Genomic DNA, 17,917 nt, shown 5'->3' with positions numbered 1-17,917 from the left:
AGCGTGAAGGCTTCACTATTATGCCCCCCCCTGCTTACATTAACCCTATTACAAGGTTGCTCAATAGTACAACACAACAGTGCATCAACTGGTGAGCATGCAACGTTAGCAAACCCTGCAAGTATCCAACCTCAACCTTATACCATAAGAGGCCAAGTCGTTTTAGGCCAAGAAGTGAGGTCACTGACCCCATGCGGCGGCAGCCAGCAATTTTGGGTACAACTTCCCGATGCAAAACTCAAGCTCGCTCAATCCTTTGAAAAAACACCTTACGAGCCTATGTACACAGAGTTAGTCGGACACTTAGCCCCACCAGATAGCATCGGCTATAGCGCTGGATATGCAGCGAAATTTGTCGTCGATAACATTAACTACCTAACTAGCTTCAAATATAGCCTTTGTGGCAACTCTCCCACGCCAACACGCGCTTTTGGCAGCGAGCCAAACTGGTCTATATCCTTCGCTCCCAACTCAGCCAACATAAAAATAGATGGTCAACCAGAGCACTCCTATAAAGTTTTTGCTTCATCAGTATCTTCTTCCAAGCGCGTTTACCAACTCGAGCAAGGTCAGTTGGAGTTAACAAGAAAAGCATGCACGAACGAAGCGGGCGGCTTTTTGTCTGGCTGGGTTGCTTCTCTAACGCTGAACAACAAAACCTATAAGGGCTGCGGAATATTAGGCAATACTGATAGCACACTTAATTGGGTTGGCCAATATGCCGCATCGTCGACTAAAACCTCTCAGTTTGATGTAAAGCTAAGCCTTAATAGTGATCACTCTGCAAAGACGGTTTACAGCTATCGAGATGGAAAATCCGATATCGTTGAGCAAGGCTTTTGGCAGCAACTAAACGATACGCAAGTTCAAGTGTTGATGACTAAGCACCAGCAGCAGCACCTTATATCGCAGCGAATATTTACTCTCGATGGAAACCAGCTCACAGCAACATCAGAAAAAGTCGGAAACGTACTCTACCCCATAGCAGACGGCGGTTTAGTACTCTATCGCACTAGCAGTGTGAAATAGATGGCGCAGTCAAATAGCGACTTACCTTGCACTGAATGTGGCTTTACCCATCAGTGCATTTGCGCTCTCATTCCTAAGCTAAGCTGCGATTTAGATATCGTTTTATTGATGCACCCAAATGAATGCGGCAGAGCGACAAACACTGGCAAACTTTTGCAAAAATCGCTTCCAAATTGCAGCAGTTTTACTTGGGATAGGCGTGATGCTCCCGAAGGTTTCCTGGCTCATATATCTCGGAAAAACGTAGAGCCATTTATCATTTTCCCCTCTGAAGAGAGTTTAAGCATCCAGAAAGTGACGGAAAATCAGTCAAAGAAAAAGCACGTTTACATCATTCTGGATGGCACTTGGCAAGAAGCAAGAAAAATGGTCAGAAAGTCCAGCTGGCTAAGCGATATCCCCATGGTATCTCTATCGAGCATTGGCTCCAGCTCTGACTATACATTGCGGCGCAATCAAGAACAGGGAAACTTATGCACGTTAGAAGTAGGCTGTGAATTGCTTAAAGCACAAGGTGAGAGGCAGCAAGCATCAAATCTACGCGAGTTCTTCTCTCACTACCTTAGAGTGTTTCAGGCAGATAGAAGTGGGCATCAATTAAAGCAGTGAGCGCAATTCACTTATATCTTCGATTTCTAGATCAGGCAAAAGCGTAGCTTTAGGCTGGTGTATTAAGCTTGTACCAGTTAGGTTTATCCAGCAAGCTTGAAAGCCAGCTCGTTTGGCTCCCTCTACATCTGAATATAGCGCATCACCTACATGTAAAATGTGCTTCGACTGAAGGTTTAGTTTCTTTTGAGCTTTCGCAAATAAATCAGGAAATGGCTTGGCTAAACCATCAAAGCCCGATTTAAACACCGCTTGAAAGTAGCCACTCAGACCGATAGTATCAACGTTAACATTGCCATTAGTGATCGCCACTAATGGATATTTTTCAGATAGCTCTTTCAATACGTCATGACTGCTCTTTGGCACATCAAATTGACTGCGCCAGTAACTTACCACCTCCATCGCATCATTCGCAGCTTGCAGTGCTTGCTCTAAGGAGTAACCTACTTGCGTTAAGCCACGCCTAAGCTGCTCATAACGCCACAGTGATACGTTGTGTGTCAGTGTTGGTTCTTTGGCTGCGAGCTCTTGCTTGAAAGCTTTCCACCAAGATAGTGGGCGTGAGATGAAAATAGGATGATGCTCTGTCATCCATTGAGTCAGTTCTGACTCTAATCGAGCGATCACCGGGCGATTATCATACAAGGTATCGTCCAAATCAAAGGTGATCGCTTTTATAGTCTGGAGCCTACGATATACACGCATTCGCTACTTTTTACCTTTCTTTCTCGCTCTAGGGTGAGCGGCATCATAAGCTTGTGCTAAGTGCTGAAAGTCCAAATGGGTATAGATTTGAGTAGTAGAAATGTTTTCGTGGCCTAGTAATTCTTGCACAGCACGTAAGTTGTTACTCGACTCAAGTACATGCGTTGCAAACGAGTGGCGAAGTTTATGAGGGCTAATATGGCTTGCAACTGCCTGTTTTTGCCCCCACTCAGCCATACGTTTTTGTACACTACGATGCGAAATACGTCCGCCGAGCTTGGAAACAAACAAGGCTTTTTCATCAGCGTTGGCTAGCGCAGATCGTTCTTTGAGCCATTTGCCAACCCACTCTGCCGCCAAGCCAGAAAAAGGAACCTTTCTCTCTTTGTCACCTTTACCTATCACTCGAATTTCACCACTATGAAAGCCAACATCCTTGACGTTAATGCTAATAAGCTCAGCCAAGCGCAAGCCAGCACCATACATTAGCTCCATCATGGCTCTATCTCGTATAGCCAGAGGGTCGTCTTCGTTCACTTCAAGAAGCTGACCAACTTCATCCACATCTAGGTTCTTTGGTAGCGGGCGACGTTTTCGAGGGGCAGAGACGCCTTTTGCTGGATTGGCCTCCAACTCTCCTCGTAATATTAAGAAATCAAAAAAGCTTCTTAACGAAGAAAGACGAGTCGATATACTGCTCGCCTTCATTCCATCCCTTCTACCCTTGCTGACCAACTGCCTAACCCATGAAGCGTCTACATCTTGCCACTCATTGATACCCATTCCATTTAGGTGAACAGCCATTGTTTCCAACTGTTGCTTGTAATTACGTTGAGTGTGTAAGCTAAGGCCCTTCTCACTTCGCAGGTATTCATAGAAGCGTTCAAGCGACTTTTGTAAGCTACTAGGAAGAACTATTTGAGAGCTGGTCATGATCTGCACCGACTGAGTTCCAAGGCAAAGCCTCAACCAAATGTGAGAAAACAAGGGCAAGGTGGCGCAAAAACAGCGTATCCATATTCGGTTGGAAATGGCCACCATCTTCACTGCCAAAGATAAGCAGCCCAAGAACCTGCTTTCTCGCTAAAGGAAGTACTACATAGGAGCCCAGTTCAGCTGTCGCTGCATACTCACCAAGCAAACAATGGCGATCACAATTTCGCAAGCGCCCTAAGAAAGCACTTTTACCATTTAGGTTCTGATTCGCAAACTTTTGATACTGAGCCTGAGATATCTGATAGCAAGGCTCATCTACGTTAATAAGACGGATATACGCTTCGAGATTTAAGCACTTCGCTTTATTCTCTATTCGCTGAATCGCGCTGTACAAATCGTTGCACTTTAGTATCTGCTCTTGCAGATCCATAAATTCGTGAAAGGTTCTATCATTGTCAGCAGCAAGAGACATCAGAGCCGTAATTTCTTCTTCAAGATCTTCGATACGCTGGCGCTGACGATTCATTTGTACATGCACAAGAGAGACTGAGCCTCTCTCTTGATTGGGAATAGACAAGTGTTCGACCAACTCTTGTCTATGAAGAAAAAAATCAGGGTTATCTTTTAAGTACTCTGCGACAACTTGCGCTGTCAGTGCGTCTGCATCAATTTGAGACAAAATTCATCCTTAAAGTTAACAAGATAGCTGACCATCATAGATATGCGTCGCGGGCCCCGTCATATACAGCGGCTTATCAGCACCATTCCATTGAATCTTCAATTTTCCACCCGGTAAATGCACTGTGACATTGTCGTCGAGTAAACCTTGTACAATACCTACAGCCACCGCGCCACACGCACCACTACCACAAGCTTGGGTTTCACCAGCTCCGCGCTCATAGACACGCAGTTTAATTTCATTGCGAGATACGATTTGCATGAAGCCTGCGTTGACTCGCTCTGGAAAACGCTCATGTGACTCCAACAACGGGCCTAACTGCTCCACATCTGTGTTTTCAATATCCTCAACAACAGTGACTACATGAGGGTTACCCATACTCACAGCACCACAGAACAACGTATGCTCTTCAGTCCGTATAATATAGGTCTTCTCAGCCTGTTTCGCTTTGAACGGTATCTTATTTGGCTCAAATTCAGGCGCGCCCATGTTCACTTTAACTTGGTCATCTTCCTCAATATTGAGAATCATCTTACCTTTCTTGGTACTGACACTAACGCTAAATTTATTGGTCAGTCCTTTCATACGGACAAATCGAGCAAAACAGCGTGCACCATTGCCACACTGCTCTACTTCACTGCCATCGGCGTTAAAGATTCGATAGTGAAAATCAGTTTCCGGATCATAAGGTGCTTCGACAATAAGTAACTGGTCAAAGCCTACACCAGTGTGTCTATCCGCAAGTCTACGAATCAACTCTGGAGAAAAAAAGATGTTTTGGGTAACACAATCCACGACCATAAAGTCGTTACCCAAACCATGCATCTTAGAAAAATGGAAATGCATACTGTGTTATTTACTCCGGAAGTACATTTTCAAGTGCCCATAAGCTTGATAGCTCTTCACGTTGACGAACGAGGTATGTTTGGTCTTTATCTACCATCACCTCAGCAACGCGAGCACGAGTGTTATAATTCGAAGACATAACAAAACCATAGGCACCAGCGGAACGTACAGCAAGTAAATCGCCCGCTTCTAAAGCAAGTGCTCGATCCTTACCTAAAAAGTCCCCTGTTTCACATATTGGACCGACTAGATCGTAAGTGGTCGTGTCGCCTTCTCTTGGAGAGACAGGAACAATATCTTGCCAAGCTTGATAAAGAGCAGGACGCATCAGATCATTCATCGCTGCATCTATGATGGCAAAGTTCTTGTGTTCGGTATGTTTTAAGAATTCAACTCGAGTCAGCAAAACACCGGCATTTGCCGCAATCGCACGACCAGGCTCAAATATCAGTTCTAGATCTTTGTGGCTGTGGAGTCTATCTAGCAGTGCCTTTGCATACTCAGACGGCTGTGGGGGCATTTCATCACGATAAATTACGCCAAGGCCACCACCAACGTCTAGGTGCTTAATATTCACTCCATGAGCTTTGAGATCATCAATCAGCGCAAGTAATCTGTCGGTCGCATCGATAAAAGGTTCAATATCTGTCAGCTGAGAACCGATATGGCAATCAATGCCTTGTACATCAAGGTTATCTAAACTTTGCGCGAACTTATATACTTCTGGAGCGCGCTCAAATGCGATACCAAACTTGTTGTCACGCAAACCTGTTGAGATATAAGGGTGAGTATTGGCATCTACGTCTGGATTAATACGCAGTGAGATTGGAGCTTTCACACCAAGCTCAGCTGCCACTTGGTTTAGCCTTTCTAATTCAGGTTCAGACTCTACGTTGAAGCACTTAATGTTTAGCTCAAGGGCGCGTTTCATTTCTTGACTGGTTTTTCCTACACCAGAAAAGACTACTTTCGCGGGATCGCCACCAGCAGCAATGACGCGCTCAAGCTCTCCACCTGAAACAATATCAAAACCTGAACCTAATCGAGCTAAAGCGTTAAGCACACCTAGGTTCGAGTTTGCCTTCACTGCGTAACAGACTAAATGAGGGTGTCCAGCGACTGACTTATCAAACGCATTCCAATGCCTTTCTAAAGTTGCACGCGAGTATACATATAATGGCGTACCATATTGTTCAGCCAATGCAGACAGCTCAACGTCTTCTGCACACAACTGGCCATCTTCACGATAGTTGAAATAATCCAATTTTCTTACCTTTATTATTCGCTTTTATTGATCACGCATGCTGCTCGGATTGAGTACCCGTTTGAACACTAGGAGCCGTTGACTGAGAGCCACTGTCTGGCGTAGCTGATTGGGCCTCAGAATTGGTTGTATTGTCTTTTGGCATATATAGAGGGCCGGTTTGACCGCAACCTGCCAAGGCTAATGCAGACATCACTGTCAGTGCTATAAGTGTTTTTTTCATCGTGGATATCGTGATTATTGAGTCTATGCCCTCTATAATCGCACCACAAACAAGAAATGCAACAGGATAATTGAAGATGAATGACACCGAATTTCATCAAATTGTAGATGCTCAACTTCAACAGATTGAGGAAGCTATCGATAACTCAGGTGCGGATATTGATTGTGAGATATCTGGCAACGTTATGACCTTGGAATTTGACGATAGAAGTCAAATCATTATCAACCGTCAAGAGCCTATGCATGAGATCTGGCTCGCTTCAAAAACGGGTGGCTATCACTTCAAACTGATCGACAAAGAGTGGATTTGCTCTAAATCAGGCGTAGAGTTTCACGCAATGGTTAAAAGAGAATGTGAAAATCAATGCCAAGAAGAGATTGATTGGCAATAAATAACTAAAGGCCCGAACTTAAGCCGTCACAGTTCTGGATGGCTTAAGTTGTATCGCATTGTCGTTACGATATGGCACGACATAGTCGTCACCATCATTCGAATGCACTATTTGATAGTACTGAGGCAAATTGAAGTTGATCAGCTGGTTAGATAGCTTGCTTTCATCCTTCACCGACGTATAGAAACTATTCACGCTGGAAATCATCTCATCCTTCTCGCCACTGAACTGATGATAAACTTCAACCTTATTAGCCTCATCTAACACATAGATATTAAATCCATGCTCAGTGTCTTCGAAGAAGAATTGAATTAGTCCCTGACTCGCAAACCCATCAACCACTTGCGGCAATTGATAATCTTTTTCTTTATCCACCACCATTAGCGTGGAGCCGGTGAGTTTGTTAGTTGAAATACAACGGTAGAAATCGACAGAGTTCTCAAGCTTCTGTACAGATACACCACGCCTTTCAAAGAACAAACCATACATTTTTCCAGCAACACGAATTGCTTTGAAGCTGCGGTTCTTCTCTTGGTCAAAAGGCTTCAACCTTAGCTCAATACACTCGGCTAATAGCTGATAAATCATATTACGCATCATGCCACGTAGATTTTTACCGTAACAAAAAACATCTACAGATTCAGGTGGCAGCGCATCTTGGTGCATTTTACTGAGTACCGTTTTTAACGCATCCAGTATCGCCGTTTCGCCTTCAAAGTGCAGCGTACGCACTTCATGCCAAGAGTTGCGATAAACCAAATCAACACTGCCGACAAGACTTAAGTCATCTTCACCAAAACTGAAAATATCTGTATTTTTCAAATCTACTTTTAGTGATTTAGCGCTGACGTTAGCTGTTGGATCAGATTCAAAGTTAATAAACATCGCCAACTGGCTAATTTCGCAAGGGCTAGCAAGCGCCTGCATGCTAGGGCGACGTTTATGCAATGAAAAGGTGTTACGCAGGTCGCTGACCATTTGGTAAAACTTATCAATATCGATGTCAGCTTGCTTCACTACTGAGTGAAGGCGTGTAGCTTCAGTAATTAATCCGTTGAAAAACGCCCACGCGACTAGCTTACTCAAGTACTCATTGTGCTCAAGTTTAGGCTGGCCAATAATGCGATGAGGGATAAGAGGCTGCTTATACAAGTACCAACCCGCTTTGTTTACGCTTCCCTCGCTCACTTCAATGAACGTCAGATCAGCTTCGTGCAAATCTGGTGATATTTGTGGGTTGAGCAAGGTTACCTTGCCTGGCAACACCTCAAATGCCGCATATAGTTTTCTCGCCAAGATACTAATATCTTGAGGGCTGATCGTAGAAGTAATGTCATTTCTACGCGCAAAGCGAATTAAGTTTCGGTAGCTTTGCATGAGTGCGTCAAGCAACGCATGGTGAACAACCTTAACTTGCTCAACCTTCCAGTTACGGCGGTCATCAAGCTCGGTTAGCATTGATTGATCCCACTGCCACTTCTCTACCATGTCAGCCAGAGCTTCACGACGCCACTTAACCGAACCAACCCCCGGCTGGCGCGATAGCTTCTCGTGAGTCTTCAAGTAGAAACATTTACGAACAAGCTCTAAACGAGTGTGATCACCAATATGTTCGAGATAGTGGGTCACTTTCTCAAGCATCAAATAATACGCATCCATTCCATATAAATCGGGTTCATGGGAAAAGAAGCGCCGTTTGCTATCAATGCTTAATAATTCTGTATTTGGATAAGCCCAAGAATAGGCCTCAAGAAGGATCGCCTTCAAAACCGACTTATAAGGAGAGTCGATACTCTTATATAGCTGCCATAAGTTCGAACCAAAATACTCTTCCGCTGGAATACGGTTAAGCTGTCCAAAGTCCAACCACTCTGAACAATCAATATATTGTCCACTACAAAGCTCTGCGACATACTGGTCGTAGTTTTCTTCCATCTCGGGTGGAACAATCTGCCAAAGCAGCCTTTGCCCAGCTAGACGAACAGCAGAACGATAAAATTCATCAAGCAGCAGCAAATGCTGGGAAGAGCCACAATTATCACCTGTCATTTCTTCAGAGCAATTACTTCGAAATCTTTGCTCATCCATCAAGAAGAAGTTCGCTTCTACACCCTGAGTTTTTGCCCAATCGGTAATAAGTGCACACTTTAGCGTCAGACGATCTCTATTCTCACTGTCCATGTCTGGAGAAACGCAAACCCAGACATCTAAATCACTAGATGTACTTTGACCAATGGAAGAGGTGCTGCCCATAGTATAGAGGGCAAGAATGTCGCTTGAAGTCGACGCCAGTTCAGTATCAATACTCACCTCTAACCCAAGCTCAACGAGTAGATTTAACTGTTCTTCGGAAGGCTGGAAGCTAAATACACCAGAAGGTACATAATCGTCAAAATGACCAGGAATAGAGGGAAGGTGGTAATGAAATAATGCGGGGATGAGGTTGAATACTCGTTGGCTAGGCAGGCTCATAAGCGCCAGCGCACGATCAATACGCTGCTGATTCAGCCGATCTAATCTTTGAATTAACGTATCTGTATAAGCCTGCAAGGTTCTATCCTTGGTTTGAGTATCAATAGTTGCCTGACTATATTTTGTTCAAAATACACGCCAAAACGTGATCAATTTAACACTTTTTGTTTTGTTGGTAAAGAATTGAACGATACATCACAACTCACATCCTTGAAGTCACCTGTCAGTATTCGCTGGAACATAGTGTGGTACGTATCTCCTTTTTCTAATAATAGCCCATATTGCAAACGAGAGATAAGTCACATTATTTATTTTCGTCTGCTCGCTTTTTATCACCATTTGCTCACCATCTAAAGCAAATACTGATACTTTTCACTTGTTGAATGATACGATTGAACCAAATTCTTTATCCAACATTTAGCAGCCATGAATACATCTCAGCCAATTCGTATCGCAACACGAAAAAGTCCTCTTGCTCTATGGCAAGCCAACTACGTCAAACAGTGTCTGATTGATGCTCACCCAGGGCTTGAAGTCGAGCTTGTCACTATGGTAACGAAAGGCGATATCATCTTAGACACCCCACTTGCTAAAGTTGGCGGAAAAGGTCTGTTCGTTAAAGAACTTGAAGTTGCCATGCTTGAAGGAAGAGCCGATCTTGCTGTGCACTCGATGAAAGATGTTCCTGGAGAGTTCCCTCCGGGTCTTGGCTTAGTCACAATATGTGAACGTGAAGACCCGCGTGACGCCTTTGTGTCCAATACCTACAACAATATTGATGAACTACCAAGTGGCGCAACTGTTGGTACATGTAGTTTACGTAGACAATGTCAGCTAAAAGCAGCAAGGCCAGACCTCATCATCAAAGAGCTGAGAGGTAACGTAGGCACTCGTTTAAGCAAGCTTGATGCAGGAAATTACGATGCCATTATCTTAGCCGCTGCTGGTTTAAAGCGATTGGAATTAGAATCTCGCATCCAAAGCTACATTGAACCAACTCAATCACTACCTGCTGCAGGCCAAGGCGCCGTAGGAATTGAGTGCCGCCTCGATGATGATAGAACACGCCAATTACTTGCACCTCTTGGCCACCAAGATACATCTGATAGAGTCACTTGCGAACGAGCAGTAAACCTATTTCTCGAGGGAGGCTGCCAAGTTCCAATTGGTAGCTATGCCTTGCTTGAAGGCGATTCACTATGGTTAAGAGCTTTAGTGGGTGAACCAGATGGTTCGCTTATCGTCCGTGGAGAGATTCGCGGGCCAAGAAAACAAGCTGAACAACTTGGGCAAACGCTAGCGCAGCAGCTGTTAGATGATGGCGCAAAAGAAATACTTAGCAAACTCTATTGCGAGAACGATTAGAACATGGCAGTCCTAGTCACTCGTCCACAAGAGCAAGGACAAGCACTCTGTCGGCATCTGGCTAGTATTGATGTGCCTGCGTATTGTCATCCTATGATGACTATCAAAGCAGGCACTGGACTCGGCTCTCTTAGCAAGCAGTTATGTAAAGCTGACATAATCATCTCGGTTAGTCAGCACGTTGCAACCTTCTCCCACCATCAATTGACCCTACAAAACTTACCATGGCCACAATGCACCTATCTTGCTGTGGGAAGAAAAACTGCGCAAGCGATGGAGCAAGTAACACAGCAGACAACTCACTACCCCAACATTAGTGACAGTGAACACTTATTGAACATGGAAGAATTACAAAATGTCACTGGCAAACGCATTGTTATTTTGCGTGGGAATGGCGGTAGGGAAACATTATTTAATGGCTTGCTAGCTCGCGGAGCGAAGGTTGAATACGTTGAAGTATACCAACGTCAAATGCTGCCCTTCGACTCCAAATTGTACGTTCCAATGTGGCAGGCTAATCACATTGATTGTCTTATTGTGACCAGCGGCAAGCAACTGGAATACTTTTTGTCTCAATTAGACAACACTCATATGCAATGGGTGTTAGGATTAAAACTATTGGTTCCAAGTCAACGCCTTGTAGATAAAGCGACACAGCTGGGCTTTAGTCAAACAATTAACACTGGCGGTGCATCCAATCTAGATATAGTGAACACACTGCGTTCAAGAAAACAGGATCTAAAAAATGGCGAATAACAACAATCAGAAAACAGAATCTGACAAGAAACACGATACCAGCCAAGACAACAAACAAACCACCGATAATAAGACCAAAGCCAGCGCAAGCGTTCCGAAAAAAAGCTCCAAAACAGGTGCCGTAGCGCTCATCTTATCTATCCTAATTGGCACTGGATTGAGCTATGAAATCTATCATCAAAGCACCCTGTACAAAAATGAAATCAGCCAACTGAAGCAACAAATACAGCAAAACCAAAAAACTCTTGATTCTCGACTAGAATCCGTCCAAAGCCAATCTAGCAAAGATATTGCGCAAGTTGGCCAGCAAACAAAAGTCGAGCTGGATCAGAATCAAAAAAGCATCAAGAGTCTACAAATGGCTGTCGCTGACATGAAAGGACGCAGTCCGAATGATTGGCTATTGGCGGAAGCCGACTACTTGGTCAAGCTCTCGGCTCGCAAGCTTTACTTAGAGCACGATATTTTCAGTGCAACTGAACTATTAGAAAATGCAGATCAACGCATTGCTTCACTAAACGACCCTAACCTCTTCCCACTTCGACAAGCAATGGCTAACGATATAACCGCATTGAAAGCCTTGCCGATCATTGATAGAGATGGCTTAGTTCTTCGCCTAATGTCATTGCAAAAGCAAGTCGACAAGCTTCCTCTAGCAAACGCGATTCTTCCAAAGGAAAGTGAGGTGAAGAAGCCAGTAGTATCCTCCGATGTGAGCGACTGGAAAACTAACTTACTTACCTCATTAAAAGAGTTTTCTGAAAACTTTATTACCTTTAGAACGCGTGACGGCAATGTCACACCGCTACTTTCTCCAAAGCAAGATTTCTACTTGAGAGAAAACATAATCGCTAAGTTAGACCTTGCTATACGTGCAGTCTACGATGAAAAAGATGGTATCTACTCTACAGCATTAGAAACCGCTTCCGATTGGTCTCACTCATACTTTGACCAAGACAGTACTTCTGTACAACAGTTTGAGAACACTTTAAAAACGTTAAGCCAGCAAAAAGTGCAAGTCACCTATCCTGTGAAACTTCAATCGCAAGATATCCTATCGAAGATTATCTCTGACAAGCTCTCCCGCAAAGTGACTAGCTTTACCGCGGAGGAAAAATAATGTTCAGACTTATTTTTCTCTTCATCGTACTTGGAGCTGGTATTTTTGTTGGCACACATTACGCAGGTCAGCAAGGCTATGTCCTGATCTCTATTGCTGACAAAACAATAGAGATGAGTGTCACGACATTAGTCGTATTCGTGGTTATTGCGTTAGGCATCCTATTTGTTGCCGAAACTTTGTTGAAAAAGCTATTGCGCTCAAGTTCTGCGACTTGGCAGTGGTTCACTATCAGAAAAGTTAAGCGCTCTAGACAAGACACAAACGAAGGCATCATCAAACTTCTTGAAGGACAATGGAAACTAGCTGAAAAGAAAGTCACTCGCCGTGCATCTCACCATGATATGCCTTTGCTTTGCTACTTGATGGCCTCTGAAGCGGCAATAGAGATGGGGGATAAAGCCAAGCGAGATAGATATATCGAATTAGCGCGCAAACAAGACAACTCTTCTTTGGCGGTAGCACTCACATTGGCTAAGCAACAAGTAAAAGAAGGTGAGTTTAAACTGGCATTCGAAACACTATCTAAGCTGCATTCGGATCACCCAACTAACCCATTGCTGCTCAACCTATTGAAGAAAGTACATGTTCAACTCAAACAGTGGCAGGATCTACTCGATATTGTTCCACAGTTGAGTAAAGCAAAAATCATAGACGCTAAGGAACAAAAAGAAATCGAACTGCTCGCTCACAAGGGGTTGCTAACCGATACTGCGATAACAAACAGCACCGAACAGTTAATTCAATATTGGGATAAACTAAGCAGAAAACTCAAAACTGAGCCTGAGCTCATTGTCCACATGACTAAGCAACTGGTTGAGAAAGATGCCTACTCAGAAGCATTTACCATCGCTAAAGAAGCGCTGAAAAAGCAAACTATCAATGAATTGCTATTAGTACTTCCGACAATCAAATTGGCAGACATGCACCCAATCGTCCAACAGCTCGAAGCATTAATTAAAAAGATGCCAACCTCGCCGAAGCGCACAGTGCACTTGCTCGTATAGAGATGCAAAATCAGCAATGGCCTGAAGCACAGCAACATCTAGAAAAAGCCCTATCGAGCAGAACAGATCGAGAAGATTACATATTGCTTGCTAAAGCCTTAGAAAAACAAAACCTCACTCAAGCGGCCAATGAAGTGTCGAAAAAAGTCATTTCTTTAACAAGCTAGGTTTAAAAGATAGGCAAACAAAAAGCCCGCAGTATCAGAATGCTGCGGGCTTTTTAGTATCAAACCAAAGGCAAATTAATAGCCTTTCTTCTCCCAATCTTTGGCTTTTTGGATCATCGGTGTGATCGTCGAACCTTGTACGATAATAGAGAAAACCACAACTGCATAAGTCATTAGCACTATGATCTCTTTAATATCTACACCGTTAACCACCTGCGCTCCTGTCGGGATCGCCATTGCCATCGCTAATGCTAGACCGCCTCGTAAGCCTCCCCAAGTGAGGATCTTAACGGACTCTGGGTTATACCTGCGATAAAACTTAAACAACACATAAGAAAGCTTAACACTGGTATAGCGACTGCATAGCACAAGAGGTACAGCAATTAATACAGCGATAATGTCGATATAGTGGAAGCTGAAAGTCAGCATGATTAAGCCAATCAGCAAGAACAAGATGGCGTTGAGAATCTCATCAGCCAATTCCCATAAGTGACTCATCTGGTGAGACTCTTGCTCATCCATTCCGCCGCGAGTGATGTTGCCAATGATGATACCAGAAACAACCATAGCCAATGGAGCAGAGACTTCTAGATGCTCTCCCAGGACGTAGCCTGCCGTTGGGATAAGCATGGTTAAGATAAGACGCATCATGCTATCCGGTGTGCGTTTAATAATATGATGGAACAACACACCCAGCACTAGGCCAAATAGGATTCCACCCACTGCTTCATGTAGGAATAGCTCTACGGTACTCCATACTGTTGGCGTCGATTTGCCAAATGCCACCTCAAACAAAGTGACAAACACAACGAGACCAACACCATCATTGAACAGCGATTCACCTTCAATTTGTGTCGATACTCGCTGTGGTGCGCGCATTTTTTAACGATTGCGAGTACCGCGATTGGGTCGGTCGGAGAGATCAGAGCACCAAACAACAAGCAATAAATGAAGTCGATATGGATGCCGATTTCTGGAAAATAAAGAACAACAACGCACCAATGAAGAAAGTAGAAAATAGCGTTGCGACAAGAGCTAGGAAGGGATCTCAAACTTCTGGTCTTTGAGATGGGTGAGCTCAATATTGAGTGCTCCACCAAACAGCAAGAAACCTAGAACACCTTTAAGCAAGAAGTCATCGAACTGAATGTGCTGAAGCATGTGAATAACTTCTTGTTGCTCGTGCAGTGGAATAATTCCAAACTTACTTAATACTAGCACTAGGATCGAAATAGCAACCGACCACCCTGTTATTGCGATAGTCCGTTTGAAACTTACCAAACCTCTGATTAAATAGAGAGATAAACACCGCAACTGCGGCAATAACACTTATCGTGTCGTAAACAGACATTTATAGTACTCCTAGTCTATGTCATCAAATTGTATCGGCATTGCTTTAATTAAACTTGTTAGTAGCCGAGCATACCCGCTCCACCTAAGGCCATACCTTCTATTGACTGATTTGGGTATCGCGTCATTGTGCGTAAATTTGTCGGCTGGGTCTATTACTTATTTATTAAGAACAGCTTAGTCGCCAGCGCTACACACATAAACCGCGTAATAATATAACTACAAATGAAGAGAAGACTTGCTCTAGTTCATAAATACCCCTGTTTGAGGAGTTTTATTACCTAGAAAGTAGTAATGATAAGACAAATAAAAAAACCCCACCTTAACATTCAAAGATAAGGTGGGGTTTTGAAACTTTGGCTTAATGAACGATTAAGAAATCATTAGGCCCGCAACAACAGCTGAAAGCAAACTTACTAGGAAGCCGCTATAAACCAGCTTGAAGCCGTACTTCGCTACGATATCGCCTTTCTCGGAGCACAATCCTTTCACCGCGCCAGAAATCATGCCGATAGAGCTAAAGTTAGCAAAAGACACTAGGAAAATTGAGATAACGCCGACAGTGTGATGATCAAGTCCTTTCGCGTGTGTAAGGTCAATCATCGCAACAAACTCATTGGTAACCACTTTAGTTGCCATAATTGCGCCAGCTTGTGCAGCTTGATGCCAAGGAATGTTTAGCATGTAAGCAACAGGCGAGAATGCATAGCCTAGTAGTTGGAAGGTAATGCCAAAGGCCATATCGAACACGCTGTTGATCGCTGCAATCAATGCACGAAACCAATCAACATAGCGAAACGACTACCGCCACTTTGAAACCATCCATGATGTACTCACCGAGCATTTCAAAAGAAGCTTTGCTTTTCTCATCTTCGCTAGTCACGATCAAATCTTGACCTTCTTCCAACTGATAAGGGTTGATAACAGAAAGAATGATGAAAGTGCTGAACATGTTTAGCAAGATAGCAGTCACAACATAACGAGGTTCAATCATCTGCATGTAAGAACCAACGATTGACATAGAAACCGTAGAAATCGCAGTTGCAGAAAGAGTGAAACATACGCTGGTTTGTCATGCGGAATCAGCTGCTGATTGCAATGAGTTCTCAGATTGGCCAACCAATAAAGAGCTTACTGCATTAAATGACTCTAGCTTCCCTAGACCATTTACTTTGCTTAGGCCTAGACCAACATACTTGATAACCACTGGTAAGATTTAAAGTGGCGCAGAATACCGATCAGTACCGAATAAAAATAATCGGCATCAGTACGTTCATGTAAAAGACAAAATGCCCTTTTTGTGCAAGATCGCCGAACACAAAGCTCGTGCCCTGACCTGCATAGTCCATTAGCCTAACGAAAAACGCATTGATTCCACCGACAATAGTCAAACCAACCGTTGTTTTCATCAAAGCCCACGCTAGCACTAGTTCAATCACTAGCATTTGTAGTATCGGGCGCTTTTTAATACCAGATTTATCAGCACTAAAAAGGAACGCAAGTGCGAGTACCACTACTACACCTAACAAAAAATATTACTTTTTTAAGGTCAAAAAACATAGAGACACCAAACATCCAATCTCAAATAAAGTTATTTATGGTTAAAAACTGCGCGCAACTGTACTCTGATATTCACAAATGCAAATGCATTGAAAACTATCATTGCATAGATCAGTTGAAGGCAGAGAGTGAGTGAGGTGTAATCCAGCGCAATGTTATCTCAACAACTCGCTGACATTATTATGCTTAGGAAAACACCGACTCTGTACTGAATCCAGAGTCCTTCCTAAATTCGAAGTATGACTTAAACTTTTTATTAGATATTTATCAGATAAGCCGCAGCTATTAGCACGCATCTGATAAAAATTAGTTATTACAATGACTTATATGATAATCGTTGATTATCTATTTCCATTAGTCAAAACAAAGCCCTAGTCTTCGACTAGGGCTCCTTAATTAATGGGGAGTGGACGGGACTCGACCCGCGACCCCCGGCGTGACAGGCCGGTATTCTAACCAACTGAACTACCACTCCGCACCTAAATTTTCCTAAAACTAGAAAAACTGCAAACGTTTGCTTTTCTAGTTAGCAAAAATTCCCGCCTAGGCAGGAATTTCTAAATATTCTAATTAAAGTCTTACATATTATTGCTTTAATCAGATTGTCTTGTCTCACAAGACAGTAATTAAAGCCCGGCGATGACCTACTCTCACATGGGGAAGCCCCACACTACCATCGGCGCAGTTGCGTTTCACTTCTGAGTTCGGCATGGAATCAGGTGGGTCCACAACGCTATGGTCGCCAAGCAAATTCTTCATCATAAAGTCATACGACTCTACGATTTAATTCGGAAAGCTGTTTTCGTTCTATTACACATTCAATGTTCTAGTTTGAGTCCCACAAAAAACCCTTTTGGTGTTGTATGGTTAAGCCTCACGGGCAATTAGTACAGGTTAGCTCAACGCCTCACAACGCTTACACACCCTGCCTATCAACGTTCTAGTCTCGAACAACCCTTAAGGACACATAAAGTGTCAGGGAAGACTCATCTCAGGGCTCGCTTCCCGCTTAGATGCTTTCAGCGGTTATCGATTCCGAACTTAGCTACCGGGCAATGCCATTGGCATGACAACCCGAACACCAGAGGTTCGTCCACTCCGGTCCTCTCGTACTAGGAGCAGCCCCCTTCAATCTTCCAACGCCCACGGCAGATAGGGACCGAACTGTCTCACGACGTTCTAAACCCAGCTCGCGTACCACTTTAAATGGCGAACAGCCATACCCTTGGGACCGACTTCAGCCCCAGGATGTGATGAGCCGACATCGAGGTGCCAAACACCGCCGTCGATATGAACTCTTGGGCGGTATCAGCCTGTTATCCCCGGAGTACCTTTTATCCGTTGAGCGATGGCCCTTCCATTCAGAACCACCGGATCCTATGACCTGCTTTCGCACCTGCTCGAATTGTCATTCTCGCAGTCAAGCGGGCTTATGCCA

Annotated in this window: 16 protein-coding genes, 1 tRNA gene, 2 rRNA genes and 3 pseudogenes; 8 read left to right on the top strand and 14 right to left on the bottom strand. The window is 43.8% G+C overall.

Annotated elements, in window-relative coordinates:
* The first annotated feature begins 3 nt into the window (after nucleotides 1-3).
* Both L7A31_RS20250 and L7A31_RS20245 read left to right on the top strand, forming a co-directional pair.
* Complete coding sequence (locus tag L7A31_RS20250) at nucleotides 4-1,029, top strand: COG3650 family protein (protein WP_237363624.1); 1,026 nt, start codon at nucleotides 4-6, stop codon at nucleotides 1,027-1,029.
* On the top strand, nucleotides 1,030-1,638 hold the full coding sequence (locus L7A31_RS20245) for a tRNA-uridine aminocarboxypropyltransferase (RefSeq protein WP_237363623.1): 609 nt from the start codon (nucleotides 1,030-1,032) through the stop codon (nucleotides 1,636-1,638).
* Here the strand turns inward: L7A31_RS20245 and yigB are convergent.
* From yigB to lptM, 6 genes and pseudogenes are all read right to left on the bottom strand, one after another.
* Complete coding sequence (gene yigB / locus L7A31_RS20240) at nucleotides 1,627-2,343, bottom strand: 5-amino-6-(5-phospho-D-ribitylamino)uracil phosphatase YigB (protein WP_237363622.1); 717 nt, start codon at nucleotides 2,341-2,343, stop codon at nucleotides 1,627-1,629. The genes L7A31_RS20245 and yigB overlap by 12 nt on opposite strands.
* A gap of 3 nt (nucleotides 2,344-2,346) precedes the next feature.
* Nucleotides 2,347-3,276, bottom strand: coding sequence for a tyrosine recombinase XerC (gene xerC, locus L7A31_RS20235; RefSeq protein ID WP_237363621.1), 930 nt, complete (start codon nucleotides 3,274-3,276; stop codon nucleotides 2,347-2,349).
* Entirely contained in the window at nucleotides 3,248-3,958 is a 711-nt protein-coding gene (locus tag L7A31_RS20230) for a DUF484 family protein (protein ID WP_237363620.1), read from the bottom strand. Before L7A31_RS20230 ends, xerC begins: the two co-directional genes overlap by 29 nt.
* 15 nt (nucleotides 3,959-3,973) lie before the next feature.
* Nucleotides 3,974-4,804, bottom strand: a complete 831-nt coding sequence (gene dapF / locus L7A31_RS20225; RefSeq protein ID WP_237363619.1) for a diaminopimelate epimerase — start codon at nucleotides 4,802-4,804, stop codon at nucleotides 3,974-3,976.
* 10 nt (nucleotides 4,805-4,814) lie between these two features.
* A complete protein-coding gene (gene lysA, locus L7A31_RS20220) occupies nucleotides 4,815-6,068 on the bottom strand; it encodes a diaminopimelate decarboxylase (RefSeq protein ID WP_237363618.1) in 1,254 nt (417 codons plus the stop codon).
* Between the two features lie 109 nt (nucleotides 6,069-6,177).
* Nucleotides 6,178-6,291 (bottom strand): annotated as a pseudogene (gene lptM, locus L7A31_RS22305) (LPS translocon maturation chaperone LptM); the annotation flags it as partial.
* A 76-nt stretch (nucleotides 6,292-6,367) separates the two neighbouring features.
* On the opposite strand from lptM, the gene cyaY reads away from it, so the two are divergent.
* Entirely contained in the window at nucleotides 6,368-6,682 is a 315-nt protein-coding gene (gene cyaY, locus L7A31_RS20210; protein ID WP_237363617.1) for an iron donor protein CyaY, read from the top strand.
* A gap of 18 nt (nucleotides 6,683-6,700) precedes the next feature.
* On the opposite strand, the gene L7A31_RS20205 is transcribed toward cyaY, so the two are convergent.
* The gene (locus L7A31_RS20205) at nucleotides 6,701-9,232 is read right to left on the bottom strand and encodes a class I adenylate cyclase (RefSeq protein ID WP_237363616.1); all 2,532 of its coding nucleotides are present in this window, start codon (nucleotides 9,230-9,232) and stop codon (nucleotides 6,701-6,703) included.
* A gap of 348 nt (nucleotides 9,233-9,580) precedes the next feature.
* On the opposite strand from L7A31_RS20205, the gene hemC reads away from it, so the two are divergent.
* The 4 genes and pseudogenes from hemC to L7A31_RS20185 all read left to right on the top strand — a co-directional run bounded on the left by hemC (nucleotide 9,581) and on the right by L7A31_RS20185 (nucleotide 13,569).
* A complete protein-coding gene (gene hemC / locus L7A31_RS20200) occupies nucleotides 9,581-10,519 on the top strand; it encodes a hydroxymethylbilane synthase (RefSeq protein ID WP_237363615.1) in 939 nt (312 codons plus the stop codon).
* A gap of 3 nt (nucleotides 10,520-10,522) precedes the next feature.
* A complete protein-coding gene (locus tag L7A31_RS20195; RefSeq protein WP_237363614.1) occupies nucleotides 10,523-11,275 on the top strand; it encodes a uroporphyrinogen-III synthase in 753 nt (250 codons plus the stop codon).
* Nucleotides 11,265-12,395, top strand: a complete 1,131-nt coding sequence (locus tag L7A31_RS20190; protein ID WP_237363517.1) for a uroporphyrinogen-III C-methyltransferase — start codon at nucleotides 11,265-11,267, stop codon at nucleotides 12,393-12,395. The genes L7A31_RS20195 and L7A31_RS20190 overlap by 11 nt, the downstream gene beginning before the upstream one ends.
* Nucleotides 12,395-13,569: pseudogene (locus L7A31_RS20185) on the top strand (heme biosynthesis HemY N-terminal domain-containing protein). Before L7A31_RS20190 ends, L7A31_RS20185 begins: the two are co-directional and overlap by 1 nt.
* A gap of 75 nt (nucleotides 13,570-13,644) precedes the next feature.
* Here the strand turns inward: L7A31_RS20185 and L7A31_RS20180 are convergent.
* The 3 genes and pseudogenes from L7A31_RS20180 to L7A31_RS22190 form a co-directional block, all read right to left on the bottom strand.
* Nucleotides 13,645-14,920: pseudogene (locus L7A31_RS20180) on the bottom strand (cation:proton antiporter).
* 371 nt (nucleotides 14,921-15,291) lie between these two features.
* Nucleotides 15,292-15,690 carry a nucleoside transporter C-terminal domain-containing protein gene (locus tag L7A31_RS22195; RefSeq protein WP_290368777.1) on the bottom strand — a complete coding sequence of 133 codons (399 nt, stop codon included), beginning with the start codon at nucleotides 15,688-15,690 and terminating at the stop codon, nucleotides 15,292-15,294.
* Nucleotides 15,691-15,703: 13 nt separating this feature from the next.
* Nucleotides 15,704-15,919: a hypothetical protein gene (locus L7A31_RS22190; RefSeq protein WP_290368776.1), complete on the bottom strand. Its 216-nt coding sequence runs from the start codon at nucleotides 15,917-15,919 to the stop codon at nucleotides 15,704-15,706.
* 52 nt (nucleotides 15,920-15,971) lie between these two features.
* Here L7A31_RS22190 and L7A31_RS22185 point away from each other — a divergent pair, with 52 nt between their 5' ends.
* A complete protein-coding gene (locus L7A31_RS22185) occupies nucleotides 15,972-16,139 on the top strand; it encodes a hypothetical protein (RefSeq protein ID WP_290368775.1) in 168 nt (55 codons plus the stop codon).
* 18 nt (nucleotides 16,140-16,157) lie between these two features.
* On the opposite strand, the gene L7A31_RS22180 is transcribed toward L7A31_RS22185, so the two are convergent.
* The 4 genes from L7A31_RS22180 to L7A31_RS20160 all read right to left on the bottom strand — a co-directional run.
* Nucleotides 16,158-16,433 carry a Na+ dependent nucleoside transporter N-terminal domain-containing protein gene (locus tag L7A31_RS22180; RefSeq protein WP_290368774.1) on the bottom strand — a complete coding sequence of 92 codons (276 nt, stop codon included), beginning with the start codon at nucleotides 16,431-16,433 and terminating at the stop codon, nucleotides 16,158-16,160.
* A gap of 448 nt (nucleotides 16,434-16,881) precedes the next feature.
* Nucleotides 16,882-16,954: transfer RNA gene (locus L7A31_RS20170), tRNA-Asp, on the bottom strand.
* A 156-nt stretch (nucleotides 16,955-17,110) separates the two neighbouring features.
* Nucleotides 17,111-17,226, bottom strand: a 5S ribosomal RNA gene (gene rrf, locus L7A31_RS20165).
* A 116-nt stretch (nucleotides 17,227-17,342) separates the two neighbouring features.
* Nucleotides 17,343-17,917 (bottom strand): 23S ribosomal RNA (locus tag L7A31_RS20160); the annotation flags it as partial.

It is taken from the genome of Vibrio marisflavi CECT 7928, assembly GCF_921294215.1.
GTDB classification, from domain to species: domain Bacteria; phylum Pseudomonadota; class Gammaproteobacteria; order Enterobacterales; family Vibrionaceae; genus Vibrio; species Vibrio marisflavi.
The sequence above is the reverse complement of the archived record's forward strand: the minus strand, read 5'-3'. Positions and strand labels throughout refer to the sequence as shown.

Coding starts and splice junctions, on each gene's coding strand:
- L7A31_RS20245 (WP_237363623.1), top strand. CDS start 1,030: ATGGCGCAGTCAAATAGCGACTTACCTTGCACTGAATGTGGCTTTACC.
- yigB (WP_237363622.1), bottom strand. CDS start 2,343: ATGCGTGTATATCGTAGGCTCCAGACTATAAAAGCGATCACCTTTGAT.
- xerC (WP_237363621.1), bottom strand. CDS start 3,276: ATGACCAGCTCTCAAATAGTTCTTCCTAGTAGCTTACAAAAGTCGCTT.
- dapF (WP_237363619.1), bottom strand. CDS start 4,804: ATGCATTTCCATTTTTCTAAGATGCATGGTTTGGGTAACGACTTTATG.
- cyaY (WP_237363617.1), top strand. CDS start 6,368: ATGAATGACACCGAATTTCATCAAATTGTAGATGCTCAACTTCAACAG.
- hemC (WP_237363615.1), top strand. CDS start 9,581: ATGAATACATCTCAGCCAATTCGTATCGCAACACGAAAAAGTCCTCTT.
- L7A31_RS20195 (WP_237363614.1), top strand. CDS start 10,523: ATGGCAGTCCTAGTCACTCGTCCACAAGAGCAAGGACAAGCACTCTGT.
- L7A31_RS20190 (WP_237363517.1), top strand. CDS start 11,265: ATGGCGAATAACAACAATCAGAAAACAGAATCTGACAAGAAACACGAT.
- L7A31_RS22190 (WP_290368776.1), bottom strand. CDS start 15,919: ATGCAGATGATTGAACCTCGTTATGTTGTGACTGCTATCTTGCTAAAC.